The 12782-nt window shown below is 71.1% G+C and carries 9 protein-coding genes and 2 pseudogenes; 4 read left to right on the top strand and 7 right to left on the bottom strand.

The window, feature by feature from the left end:
• From SSBG_RS20000 to SSBG_RS19985, 4 genes and pseudogenes are all read right to left on the bottom strand, one after another.
• Positions 1-474: pseudogene (locus SSBG_RS20000) on the bottom strand (hypothetical protein); the annotation flags it as partial.
• Between the two features lie 79 nt (positions 475-553).
• The gene (locus tag SSBG_RS19995; protein ID WP_008747887.1) at positions 554-1003 is read right to left on the bottom strand and encodes an acyl-CoA thioesterase; all 450 of its coding nucleotides are present in this window, start codon (positions 1001-1003) and stop codon (positions 554-556) included.
• A 6-nt stretch (positions 1004-1009) separates the two neighbouring features.
• The gene (ettA, locus tag SSBG_RS19990) at positions 1010-2674 is read right to left on the bottom strand and encodes an energy-dependent translational throttle protein EttA (RefSeq protein WP_007826970.1); all 1665 of its coding nucleotides are present in this window, start codon (positions 2672-2674) and stop codon (positions 1010-1012) included.
• A gap of 840 nt (positions 2675-3514) precedes the next feature.
• Positions 3515-4780, bottom strand: a pseudogene (locus SSBG_RS19985) (Cys-Gln thioester bond-forming surface protein); the annotation flags it as partial.
• Positions 4781-4900: 120 nt separating this feature from the next.
• Here SSBG_RS19985 and SSBG_RS19980 point away from each other — a divergent pair.
• The 3 genes from SSBG_RS19980 to SSBG_RS19965 all read left to right on the top strand — a co-directional run bounded on the left by SSBG_RS19980 (position 4901) and on the right by SSBG_RS19965 (position 7352).
• Entirely contained in the window at positions 4901-5650 is a 750-nt protein-coding gene (locus SSBG_RS19980; protein WP_008746711.1) for an IS5/IS1182 family transposase, read from the top strand.
• Between the two features lie 67 nt (positions 5651-5717).
• Positions 5718-6526, top strand: a protein-coding gene (locus SSBG_RS19970; RefSeq protein ID WP_106429344.1) for an IS5 family transposase whose coding sequence is annotated in 2 segments (ribosomal slippage) — positions 5718-6066 and positions 6066-6526 — 810 coding nt in all. Because the reading frame shifts where the segments join, the coding sequence is not laid out codon by codon here.
• 55 nt (positions 6527-6581) lie between these two features.
• Entirely contained in the window at positions 6582-7352 is a 771-nt protein-coding gene (locus SSBG_RS19965) for an IS5-like element ISStsp8 family transposase (RefSeq protein ID WP_008745672.1), read from the top strand.
• A gap of 265 nt (positions 7353-7617) precedes the next feature.
• On the opposite strand, the gene ssb is transcribed toward SSBG_RS19965, so the two are convergent.
• Both ssb and SSBG_RS19955 read right to left on the bottom strand, forming a co-directional pair.
• A complete protein-coding gene (gene ssb / locus SSBG_RS19960; protein ID WP_234010767.1) occupies positions 7618-8775 on the bottom strand; it encodes a single-stranded DNA-binding protein in 1158 nt (385 codons plus the stop codon).
• A gap of 413 nt (positions 8776-9188) precedes the next feature.
• Positions 9189-9551 carry a DoxX family protein gene (locus SSBG_RS19955; RefSeq protein ID WP_008747882.1) on the bottom strand — a complete coding sequence of 121 codons (363 nt, stop codon included), beginning with the start codon at positions 9549-9551 and terminating at the stop codon, positions 9189-9191.
• A 166-nt stretch (positions 9552-9717) separates the two neighbouring features.
• Between SSBG_RS19955 and SSBG_RS19950 the strand changes: the two genes are divergently transcribed.
• Positions 9718-10668 (top strand): LysR family transcriptional regulator, encoded by a 951-nt coding sequence (locus tag SSBG_RS19950; protein ID WP_050776804.1) that lies wholly within the window; start codon positions 9718-9720, stop codon positions 10666-10668.
• A 56-nt stretch (positions 10669-10724) separates the two neighbouring features.
• On the opposite strand, the gene SSBG_RS19945 is transcribed toward SSBG_RS19950, so the two are convergent.
• On the bottom strand, positions 10725-12725 hold the full coding sequence (locus SSBG_RS19945) for a YfjP family GTPase (protein WP_008747880.1): 2001 nt from the start codon (positions 12723-12725) through the stop codon (positions 10725-10727).
• Positions 12726-12782 lie beyond the last annotated feature (57 nt).

Genomic DNA, 12782 nt, shown 5'->3' with positions numbered 1-12782 from the left:
GACCTCGCCACCGATGCGGTCCAGCTCCGCGGGGAAGCGAGGGGCGGGGGCGAGGCGTTCCATCCGGGTACGGAAAACGGACACCGCCTGGGCGACCGCGCCCCGTACCGCCTGCGGCAGGAGCGCGACGGGCTCGCGGTGCCAGCCACCGCGCGGGGGCAGCAGGCCCGCCCAGGGCGGGCCGGTGACGGGCGCGGGCACGGCGAAGCGCGCCGTGGCCTCGTCCACCGATTCCAGAAGGTCGCCCGCCGAGACCGTCACGTCGAAGGTCCGCGCGTCCGGCCGCGGCGCGAGACGCACTGTGCGGATCGCGAGGACCTCGAAGGACGGCGGACGGCCGAAGACGGCGAGCGCCCCGGCCGCGGCCTGGAGCCGCACGGCCGCGGCCTTGTCGTAGTGGAGCAGCCGCCCGAGGAAGGCCGCGAGATCCGCGGCCTCCCCCGGGTCGGCGCACCGCACCGACGCGTCACTCATGCGGCAGTCCCGTCACGCGCGGTGTCCTGTCGTGCGCGGTTTCCTGTCGTACGCGGTGTCCCGTCATGCGCGAAGCCCCTCATGCGACCAGACCGCCCGGCCCCGCGTCATCGCGGTACTTCTCCAGGTACTCGCGCTCGTACGGGGTGATGCGGCGGGGCCGCCCGGCCTTGAGGTCGTAGGGGACGACGACCGTGGCGGCGCGCGCGTACACCACCTCAGGGCTCTCCGCCGTCTCCGGGTCCTTCACCTCGTAGGCGATGACGAGGGACGCGGCGCGCAGGTTCGTCACCCATGACTCGATGGTGACCGGCGCGTGCCGGTGCACCAGCGGGCGCAGGTAGTCGATCTCGTGCCGGGCCACGACGGAGCCGCCGGAGAAGGACGGCCCGTCCCCGTCCGGTTTGAGCCGGAACATGAAGTCGATACGGGCCTCCTCCAGGTAGCGGAGGAAGACCACGTTGTTGACGTGCCCGAAGGCGTCCATGTCGGCCCAGCGCAGCGGGCAGTGGTAGAGGTGACGCGCCACGATCGCTCAGCCCCGGGTCAGCTTCTTGTAGGTGGCGCGATGCGGGCGGGCCGCGTCGGCGCCGAGTCGTTCGACCTTGTTCTTCTCGTACGACTCGTAGTTGCCCTCGAACCAGAACCACTTGGACTCGCCCTCGTAGGCGAGGATGTGCGTCGCCACGCGGTCGAGGAACCAGCGGTCGTGCGAGACGACCACGGCGCAGCCCGGGAACTCCAGGAGGGCGTTCTCCAGCGAGGAGAGCGTCTCGACGTCGAGGTCGTTGGTGGGCTCGTCCAGGAGGAGCAGGTTCCCGCCCTGCTTGAGGGTGAGCGCGAGGTTGAGGCGGTTGCGCTCACCGCCGGAGAGGACTCCTGCGGGCTTCTGCTGGTCGGGGCCCTTGAAGCCGAAGGCGGAGACGTAGGCGCGCGAGGGCATCTCGACCTGGCCGACGTTGATGTAGTCGAGGCCGTCCGAGACGACCTCCCACAGCGTCTTCTTCGGGTCGATGTTCGAGCGGCCCTGGTCGACGTAGGAGACCTTGACGGTCTCGCCGACCTTGATGTTGCCCGCGTCCGGCTCCTCGAAGCCCTGGAGCATCTTGAAGAGCGTGGTCTTCCCGGCGCCGTTGGGGCCGATGACCCCGACGATGCCGTTGCGCGGGAGGGTGAAGGAGAGGTCGTCGATGAGGACCTTCTCGCCGAACGCCTTGTTGAGGTGGTCGACCTCGATCACGACGTTGCCCAGGCGCGGCCCCGGCGGGATCTGGATCTCCTCGAAGTCCAGCTTCCTGGTCTTCTCGGCCTCCGCCGCCATTTCCTCGTAACGGGCCAGGCGGGCCTTCGACTTGGCCTGCCGCCCCTTGGCGTTGGAGCGGACCCACTCCAGCTCCTCCTTGAGGCGCTTGGCGCGCTTGGCGTCCTTCGCGCCCTCGACCTTGAGACGCGTCTGCTTCGTCTCCAGGTACGTGGAGTAGTTGCCCTCGTAGCCGATCGCGCGGCCCCGGTCCAGCTCCAGGATCCAGCCGGCGACGTTGTCGAGGAAGTACCGGTCGTGGGTGATGGCGACGACGGTGCCCTCGTACTTGGAGAGGTGCTGCTCCAGCCAGTTCACCGACTCGGCGTCGAGGTGGTTGGTGGGCTCGTCCAGGAGGAGCAGGTCGGGGGCTTCGAGGAGCAGCTTGCAGAGCGCGACGCGGCGCTTCTCACCACCCGAGAGATTGACGACGGGCCAGTCTCCGGGCGGGCAGCCAAGGGCGTCCATGGCCTGTTCGAGCTGGGCTTCGAGGTCCCAGGCGTTGGCGTGGTCGAGCTGCTCCTGGAGCTTGCCCATCTCTTCGAGGAGCGCGTCGGAGTAGTCGGTCGCCATGAGTTCGGCGATCTCGTTGAAGCGGTTGACCTTCTTCATGGTCTCCGCGACGCCGTCCTGCACGTTCTCCAGGACGGTCTTCGACTCGTCCAGCGGGGGCTCCTGGAGGAGGATGCCGACGCTGTAGCCGGGCGAGAGGAACGCGTCCCCGTTGGAGGGCTGCTCCAGGCCCGCCATGATCTTCAGGACAGTCGACTTACCGGCGCCGTTCGGCCCGACAACACCGATCTTCGCGCCCGGCAGGAAGCTCAGCGTCACGTCGTCAAGGATCACCTTGTCGCCGTGCGCCTTGCGCGTCTTGCGCATGGTGTAGATGTACTCAGCCAAGAGAAACCGTCCGGCAGTCTGGATTCTGACAGTCGTCCTGGGGCGCTCGCCGGGATCGGCGCGTGCCCCGTGAAGGGGGACTCCGCCCTCCCCCGAGCCCCGGGGCCCCGCCGGAGGGCAGACACACCCATCTTGCCGCACGCTGCCCCCCGGGCGGAAACCCGTTCCCCTTGAGGGGTGCGCCTCGGGGCCACGGGAGCACGGGTGGGGACGGCGACACCGCGGGTGGCGGGCGTGAGAGCGGGGTGGGCGGTGTCGCTGGCCGCGCGTTCGCCGAGCGGCCGCGGACGAGCCGCCGCCGGTCTCGTGGGGTGGAGCGGTGCGCCGCCGGGGGATGAGGCTGGCGGGGGCGCGCCGGGGCCTTGGAGGGGACTGGGGGCGACGGACGGGGGCGGGCGGCGGTTGGCGAGAGTGGCGGAGACTGCTGCGACCGGCAGGGGGCGGCGCGGGGGCTGCGGCGGCCCCACGGAGCCCGCGGTGACCGGCGGGGGGGGCTGGGACGACCGGCGGGGAGGCCGGGAGGGCCGGCGGGAGCTGAGCGGCGACGAGAGAGCGCGCGGTGACTGGCCGGGGGGAGAGAGGCGGCAAGCAGGGGAAGGACGCGAAGCCCGTCGCGTAAAGGACCGTTCTCCCCCGTCCTGTCCTGCCCTCCCCGCCCGCCCGTGCTCCGTGTCGCCCCACGCCATGTCCACGGCGGCGGCCTCACCCCGCCCGTTGGCGGCCCGGGCCCGGGCCCGGGCTCCGAGGGTGCGTTCCCCCGGAGCCCGGTGACGGGCAGGCCGTCACGGGCAGGCCGTCACAGGCAGGCCGTCACAGGCAGGCCCGTCATGGACGGATCACTCAGTGCTCGGCAGGCTTGCGGCGCTTGATGAAGAAGACCGTGCCCGCACCCAGGACGACGAGGGCCACGGCCACGCCAGCTATCACCGGGGTCGCGCTGGAGCCACCGGTGGCGGCGAGGTCGCCACCCGGGGCCGAGCCCGAACCCGTGTCCGCGCCGGAGCCCTGCGCGGCAGTCGACGGCGAGGCGCTCGGCAGCGGGGACTGTCCGCCGGCCGGGCTCGCGCCGCCCTCAGAGGCGACCTTGCAGTCGAGGACGCCCTTGAACTCCTTGGTTAAGCCGTCCGGCCCCTTCACCGTGAGGTCGTAGGACTGGTCCTCCCAGACCGGCACGGTGATCGTGGTGGACTTGCCCACCGCAACCGTGTGGTGCTGACCGGCCAGGTCGAAGGTGAACGGCTTGTCGCCCTGGTTGCTCGCGGTCACGTCCACGCCGCCCTTGGCGCAGTTCTTCTCCGCCGAGACCGCGGGTATCGGGCCGCTCTCACCCCACGTGGCGCTCGCGGTCGCCGCGACCGTCGAGCCGCTGGAGCCGGCGAGTATCTGTGTCTGGCTGCGCGTCTCCGAGGCGAAGGCGCGGCCCACCGGCACGTTCGTCGTCGCCTGCACGTCGAGCGAGGCGGAACCCGCCTGCGCTCCGGCAGGTACGTCGAACCACAGCTGCGTACCGTCCACGACCGACTCGACAGTCTTGCCGTTCTTGTCGACGGGCTTCACCCCGGCCGTCGCGGCGTCCCCACCGATCTCCACCTGCGCCGACGCGGCGTTGGTGTGCACGGTGACCGGCCCGAGCTTCTCGCCCGCCTTGCCGGAGACAGCGGCGGGCTCAAGGCTGAGCGACGCCTTCGGCTCGGCCACGTTCTGCGCGGCCTTCTCCAGGTAATCGGCGAGCTTTTCCGCCGCCGGGTTGACCGCGTCGACATCCGCGCCGTCCGAGTACCGCCAGATCGCCACCTGCGTACCGGCGGCGGCCGTCTGCTCGGTGAGCGCCCCGCTGCCGGCCTTCGCCGCGAGCCCGGCGAGATCGTTCACCTGCGGGTAGGAGTTCTCCAGAATCCAGCGGATCTTGCCGGCGTCCGGATTCGCGTTCAGCGAGGTACCGCTCCAGGGCGTCTCCTGGTACTTCGCGCCGTCCTGGGTCGGGTGGTGGATGTCGATGCAGTAGGTCTGCAAGGCACCACCCTGGTCGGCGGCCATCGTGAAGAGCCCGGCCTGGACGCGCTGGTCCTTGCCGTTTTCGTGAATCACCGCCGTGTCACTGAGCGTTTTCAGCGTGGCTACTGATCGGGTGATGGGACGGCGTGACGTTGAGGTACGCAACGGACAGGGCTCCCGTGCCGTTGAGTGAGGTGTTCGACGTCTCAACTCAGCAGCACAGGAGCCCTGTTGGTTCCGTATCCTGCCGCACTCGACCTGCCTCACGCCCTGGTCGAGTGGGTCACGATGCTCATCGTCACCCGCGAGGGTGACCGGCGGTGCAAACTCCCGCCGCACCGCCGTGCGCTGGTCGCACTCGTGTACCTGCGCCGCCACGAAACCCTCGCCCGCATCGCCGCAGCCTTCGGGATATCCGTCGGCACCGCCCACTCCTACGTCGCGTCGGTCACCGACCTACTCGCCGAGCAGGCACCGGGCCTGCTCAAGACGCTGCGCGTGCACGATCCGGACTTCGTTCTCCTGGACGGCACGCTCGTCGAGTGCGACCGCGTCGGTGACGGCAGGGCGGACTACTCGGCGAAACACAAGCGGCACGGCGTGAACGTGCAGGTAGTCACGGACCCGGCCGGAGAGATTTTGTGGCTGTCGCCGACACTGCCGGGCCGCACCCACGATCTGACGGCAGCCCGCACGCACAAGATTCTCCGGATCTGCGAGCGCCAGGGCGTCCCGATCCTCGCCGACATGGCCTACATCGGTGCAGGCGGCTGGGTCACCACCGCCAAGCGCCGTCCGCCGGGCGGTGAACTCACCCTTACCGAGCGGACCGAGAACCGGGCCCTGTCCGCGGCCCGGGCACCTGTCGAACGAGGCATGGCACGACTGAAGTCCTGGCAGATCTTCCGCAGATCCCGCATCAGTCCCAACCGCATGAGCGTCATCGCCAAAGCCGTCCTCACCCTGGAGAGTCAACGCTGAAAACGCTCATTGCTGCTGGCCGGTTTAAGAAGCCATCTCATTTGGGTGACTCGGTAGTCTATGAGTCATGGTGGGGCTTGTTGAGCGGCTGGTGCCGGACGAATTGTGGCAGTTGTTCCAGCGGGTGGTGCCTGAGGCGCCGTCGCGGCCGCAGGGTGGTGGTCGGCGTCGGCACGGTGACCGGGAAGTGCTGGCCGCGATCGTCTTCGTGGCCACGTCGGGTTGTACCTGGCAGCAGCTGCCTTCGGCGTCGTTCGGCCCGTCCGGAGCGACTGCCCACCGGCGGTTCTCGGAGTGGTCGAAGGCCAGGGTGTGGGCCAAGCTCCACCGCCTGGTCCTCGACGAGCTCGGTACGCGCGGGGAGCTGGACTGGTCGCGGTGCGCGATCGACTCGGTGAACATGCGGGCCTTGAAAAGGGGGACCTGACAGGTCCGAATCCTGTCGACCGGGGCAAGTACGGGTCGAAGATCCACCTGATCACCGAGCGGACCGGTCTGCCCATATCCGTCGCAATCTCCGGTGCCAACGTCCACGACAGCCAAGCCCTTATCCCGCTCGTGAAGGGCATACCGCCTATCACCTCCCGCCGGGGCCCCCGTCGACGCCGACCCGGAAAGCTCCACGCCGACAAGGGATACGACTACCGCCACCTGCGGCAATGGCTGTCCGGACGCGGAATCCGGCATCGCATCGCCCGCAAAGGCGTCGAGACCTCGCAGCGACTCGGCCGACACCGCTGGACCATCGAACGCACCATGTCCTGGCTCGCCGGCTGCCGACGACTCCACCGACGCTACGAACGCAAAGCCGACCACTTCCTCGCCTTCACCAGCATCGCCTGCACCCTCATCTGCTACCGCAGACTCACCAAATGAGATGACTTCTAAGGGCTGTCCCGTAACTGCTGGTCACGGATGAGATGATCATGGCGTGGCTGGTGTGATCACGGCGGCGGAGCCGTCCTGGACAGCCCCGTTCACCGGGCTGAGCCCGCGGCAGTTCGGGAAGCTGGTGACGGTTCTCAGGTGTGAGGGCGCGGACGCCGTCCGCAAGGGCCGGCCGTGGAGCCTTTCGCTGGAGGACCGGGCCCTGCTGGTCGCGGCCTACTGGCGCACGAATCTGACCATGCGACAGCTCGCCCCGTTGTTTGGGGTGTCCAAGTCGGCGGCGGACCGGATCATCGACCACCTCGGACCGATGCTCGCTCTCCAGCCCCGCAAGCGGTTCTCCAGGGACACCGTGCTGATCGTGGACGGCACCCTGGTCCCGACCCGGGATCACACGATCGCCGAACGGTCGAAGAACTATCGCTGCTCCACCAACCACCAGGTCGTCATCGACGCCGACACCCGCCTGGCCGTCGTGGTCGGCCGGCCGCTCGCCGGGAACCGCAACGACCGCGAAGCATGGGAGGAATCCGGCGCCAAGGCCGCCGTCGGCAAGACCCTCACGATCGCCGACGGCGGCTGCCCCGGTACCGGACTCGTCATCCCTCACCGGCGCGAGCGCGGCCAGACCGAACTTCCGGACTGGAAAGAGGAACACGACAAGTCCCACAAGCAGGTCCGCGCCCGCGTCGAGCATGTCTTCGCCCGCATGAAGACCTGGAAGATCCTCCGCGACTGCCGCCTCAAAGGAGACGGAGTCCACCACGCCATGCTCGGAATCGCCCGGACGCACAACCTCACCCTCGCCGGATAGGGCAGCGGGCCGCACAGCGATCAACCACGCCCGAGGCGACTCGGAGATCATTTACGGGACAGCCCTTAGGGAGGAGAGCGAGCCCCTTTCCCCGTCGCACCATCCGACAATCCCATTGCGTCTGAATCGTTATCGCCACCGGCCTGTTCCTCCTTGACTGACCGAAGTCGCCTGCAATGCGCCATACATGAGGGCTCGTCAGGTGATGACGACCCGATGCCAGGCTCGCTATCCCGGGCTTTCCTGGAGAAGAGGACGCCGTACCTCAGAAAGGAGGTACCGCGTCGGGATCACCCAGTGACCCGCCGCCGACGGAGACCGGCTCGCGCACCCCCGCCACCGCCTCCGCTCCCGCCCTCTTCTCGGCGCCGGGCTCCATCCCCGGGGCGGGCTTGCCCTCCACCCCGGGCGCCCGTCGCTTGGTCACCGCGCGACGGGCGCGGGCCGACGCGACGGGGGCGGCGGATTTCCCGGAAGCGGACGACTCGGTCCCCGCAGACGGCGCGGCCTCGGCAGACGGCGTGGACGGCACGGACGAAGCGGCCCTGGCCGGCGCGGCGGACCTGCGCCGGGAGGCGGTCTTGACGCCCGGCTCGTCGTCGGGGGCGGGAGGCGTGACGATCCACGGAAGGGGTCGCTTCTCCGCGACATCCGGCGCCGAATCGGCGGGCACGGAAACCGGGTTCGCCTGCGAGAAAGGCAATACACGGTCCGGGTCTGCGGGAGTCGGGGCCGGAGTCGCAGACGAGGACGAGGCCACCGCGTCAAAACTCGGCTCCGGCACAGCAGAACCCGGCTCCGGCACCGGCGCCGCAGTGACCGGCCCACTCGCCTCCCAGCCCGTCCCGGCCGAAGGCGCCACCGCCTCCTCACGCCCCTCCGCTCCCGAATCGGGACCCGACCGCAGAAACAGCTCGTCCACGACATCCCCGACCCGTGCCGGTTCACGAGTTGCGGTCCCACCGCGATCCGTTGCTCCGCTTCCGCCCGGCGCGTTGGCAGCGGGTCCCCACGGCGCAGCCCCGTACCGGCGCTCCCGCGCCACCACCGTGGCCGCAGCGCCCGAACGCCCGTCATCACGCGGGGGCCGACGAAAAGCCGAGGTACCGCGCGTCAGGTCGTGCCCCACCGAAATGGCGTCGATCTCCGCCGAGACGCGCCGCTGTCCGTCGTACTCCTCCTCCCGCATTCGCAGGCGTCCGTGCACGACGACCGGATCACCGATCGCCACCGAGGAGGAGACGTTGTCCGCGAGGTGCCGCCAGGCCAGCACTGTGAAGAAGTTGGTGTGGCCGTCGATCCAGCGACCCTCGCCCCTGTCCCAGCGCCGGGCCGTCGCCGCGAGCCGGAAGCGGGCCATGGCCCCTCCTCGTGTCTCGCGGAACGCCGGATCGGTCGCCACGTTCCCGACCACCGTCACCATCGCGTCGTTCATCTCGTCCCCCTCGGATCGTCTGCGCGCGGCGCGTTCGGACGCACCACGCCTGTCGTACGTGCTCCGGTCGCATCTGCGTCGGACACGCACACACAGTGACAGAGAGAACCGACAGTCCGCACTCGTGGAGCGGCGTTCCACGAGTGCAACGACGACCCAAAAGGACGTTTCCGCAGGTCAGTTCAGAAAAAGCGAGCTCCCCTCACTCGAAAGGATGAGTGAATTTTTCACTTTTGGGCGCTTCCTGGACTTCTCACGTACTGTCACGAGCAGGCCGCGCCAGACGCAGGTCCCGCTCGCGGGAACGCTCTCCGGAGCCTTCATCGCCCCGTGCCCGCGAGGACGCGTACGAGCCCACGCGCTCCGGCCGCGCCCACCCGGCCGACTCGCCTCACCATCACTCACCACCAGACCGTCGCCAGCCACACCGTGACAGCAGCAGCCACGAGGAGCCCCGCATTGAGTTCGATCCGTCTGTCCCCGCCCGTCAGGTGCACCGGGATCGCCCCGGCCTGGAGCACCACGAGACCGGCCGCAGCCGCCAGCGCGAGCCGCGGTGCGACGCCCGTGAGCGGCGGCAGGACCAACCCTGCCGCGCCGAGCGTCTCTACGATGCCGAGCCCCCTGAGCAGGGGCAGGGGCACCCGGTCCACCCACGCCATCATCGGCCGCAGCCGGTCGCGCGAACGCGTGATCTTGCGGACGCCTCCGTAGGCGTAGAAGACGGCCAGGAGGCCGGCGAGTATCCAGTACGCGATGTTCATGATCCCTGTCCGCCGAGGTCGGTCCGGGCGGAGCCGTCCCGCGCACACGGAGTGCTCGCTCCCCGTACGCCGGCGCTCCGCACTCATCTCCGATTGGACGGGCCGGAGCCCGCCCGCGTCCAAGACCTCTCCCGCACACGCCATACCCGATCGGTATCGTCCCAGGATGGAGCTACGCACCTTGCGGTATTTCGTGACCGTCGCCGAGGAGGCGCACTTCGGCAGGGCCGCCGCCCGGCTGCACATGAGCCAGCCCCCGCTGAGCCGCGCGATCAAGAAGCTGGAGGCCGGGGTGGGCGCCCAGCTCCTCGTTCGCTCGCCCGCCGGCGTCTCGCTCACCCAGGCCGGGAGAGTGCTGCTGGAGGAGGCGCGGGAACTGCTCGACCACGCCGAGCGGGTACGGGAGCGCGTCGCCGCGACGGCGGGTGCGGCGCGGCTCGACGTGGGCCTCCTGGGCGACAGCTCCGACCCGGGAGCCAGTCGCCTCGCGGAGGCGTTCCGCGCCCGTCATCCCGGCATCGGGCTACAGGTGCGGGACACCGATCTCACCGATCCGACCTGCGGACTGCGCGCTGGCCGGGTGGATGTCGCCCTGACTCGTGGCCCGTTCGACGAAACCGGCCTGTCCGTGGGGGTGTTGCGTCGCGACCCCGTAGGGGTCGTGCTCCGCGCCGACGATCCTCTGGCCGGGGCGGGGTCACTGACCCGCGCCGATCTGGCGGAGCGCACCTGGTTCCGCTTCCCGGCGGGGACCGACCCGCTGTGGCAGAGGTACTGGAGCGGCGGGGCCGGGGAGGGGCCGGTGGTACGTGTCGTGCGGGAGTGCCTGCACGCGGTGCTGTGGAGCGGGACGGTGGGGCTCATGCCGCTGGCCGGGCACCAAGCAGGCGGGGCCGCGCCCATCCGGCCCGGCCCGGCTCACGGCGTCCGGCGCCTCTTCGGCCACGACCTGCCGGCGGGCCTGACGATCGTGCCGCTCACCGGGATGGCGCCGAGTCCGGTCCTGGTGGCATGGAACAAGGGCAACGAAGATCCACTGGTGCGTTCCTTCGTCACCCTCGCGGCCGCCGCCTACCGTTCCCCGGCGACGACCGGCCCCCGGGGCGGGACCGGATGACCACCGCGCCCCGCTCCCCGTCCCGCCTCCCCCGCGCCCACTCCCGCCGGGTCGCTCTACACGGTCGCCCCACCGCGCAGCACGCTCTCCGGCACCGCGCGGGAGCCCGTGCCGAGCGCGGGCCCGGGCCCCGCCATCCGTACGTACTGCTCACGCACCTCTTCGTAGCGCAACAGCTCCGCCGCCACGGGGTCGAGCACGCGCGCCCTGCCGCAGCCCGCCGCCGCTTCGCGCAGGGCACGTTCGGCCTCCGCCCCGTAGCGGCGGGCGGGCCCCCTCGCGGCCATCCGGCAGGACCACTCCACCGCCGGGCCGCCCACGATCCCGGTGCCAAGGAGCAGGGTCGCGATCGTCACTTCCGGGGACAGCACACCGGTCACCTGGGCGAACAGCCACAGCGCGCCGACGACCTGGAGTGCCGTCATGAGCACCTGCGTGGCGACGGCGACCGGCCACCAGCCGGGGCGCGGGGGGCGTGCCGCCGGACGGGCGGCGCGTTCCGCGAGGGAGTCGAGCGCGCGCGGAAGCTCCTTCGTGCCGCGCACCGCCGTCTCGCGGACGGCGACGCCCCATGGTTCGGGGAGACCGCGCGCGGCTTCCTCGCCCACGGTGCGCACAGCCTGCTCGACGCGTTGCCGCGCGACCGGCTCGGCCTCACGCGGTTGCTCCGGGACGGACCGCGGCTGCTCGGCGGTGCGGCGCTCCTCGTACCGGCGCCACAGCCGCAGCCACGGGGTGCCGCAGGCGCGGTTGGCGTTACGGCGCCAGGCGCGTTCGGCCGCCTCACCGGCCGCCGTGGCACCGACCGCTTCGGCCAGCCGGTCGGCGAAGGCGACGCGGGCGTCCTCGCTGAGGCCAGGGGTGCGCCCGGCCGCGTAGAGGGGGCGAAGGCGTTCGGCGACGAGGTCGATGTCAGCGGCGAGACGGCGAGCGGCGGCTTGGCGCTCACCGACGAACTCACCCAGCATCTCGCGCAGTTCGCCGATCCCTTCGCCGCTGAGCGCGGACAGGCCGAGTACGGTCGCACCGGGTTCACCGTGTTCGCCGAGCGGAATCCCGTCCTCGTCCAGCAGGCGACGCAAGTCGTCCAGGACGAGATCGGCGGCCTCGGCGGGAAGCCGGTCGATCTGGTTGAGGACGACGAACGTGACCTCGGCGTGCCCCGCGAGGGGCCGCAGGTAGCGCTCGTGGAGGACGGCGTCGGCGTACTTCTCCGGGTCCACGACCCAGATCACGGCGTCGACGAGGCTCAGTACACGGTCGACCTGGGCACGGTGCTCGGCCGCCGCCGAGTCGTGGTCGGGGAGGTCCACGAGGACGAGCCCGCTGAGTTCCCCGTCGCCCTCGGGGGGCAGCACGGGGCGGCGTCGCAGCCGCCCGGGTACGCCGATCCGGTCGAGCAGTCCGGCGGCGCCGTCCGTCCAGCTGCACGCGAGAGGTGCGGAGGTGGTGGGCCGCCGGACGCCGGTGTCGGAGATGTTCGCGCCCGCAAGGGTGTTGAAAAGCATCGACTTGCCACTGCCCGTGGCCCCGGCGAGCGCGACGACGGTGTGCCGGCCGGAGAGCCGGCCACGCGCGGCGGCCTCGTCGAGCACGCGTCCGGCTTCGGCGAGCGTGTCTTCATCCAGGCGCGCCCGGGAGAGGGCCACGAGTTCGCGCAGGGCGTCGATCCGTTCCCGCAGCGGCCCCTCACGGAAGGCGCGCACCTCGGCGCCGCCGTCGCGGACGGTGGGGGTCTCTGCCGTCCCCGTCGTGAGGTCGGGGCAGGCGCCCCCGGGCCCGGCACGGCGCGCGATGAGCCCGTCGTCGAAGGGGCTCGTCCCGGGGCGCCGGGCGGGGGTCCCGAAGTGGGTGCCGGCCCCGTGCTGAGCCGGTGGGGTGCCCTCCGCAGGCGTACGGGTGCCCGTCTCCGCCCCGTCGTGGCCGGATTGGGCCTCGGCGGCGGCAGTGCGGGGCTCTCCGGCAGTGGGGGCCGTGGTAACCGCGTGCGGGGTGTGAGCGGTGCCTCCCCGGGGAGGGCCGGTCCTGGGGGTGGTCCCGTCGGCCGGGGCGGGCACGCGTGCGGGGCTGGGTGTGGCGGGCTGTCCCGAGCCGGTGCCGGACGTGCCGTGCTC

It is taken from the genome of Streptomyces sp. SPB074 (assembly GCF_000154905.1).
Taxonomy (GTDB): Bacteria; Actinomycetota; Actinomycetes; order Streptomycetales; family Streptomycetaceae; genus Streptomyces.
The sequence above is the reverse complement of the archived record's forward strand: the minus strand, read 5'-3'. Positions and strand labels throughout refer to the sequence as shown.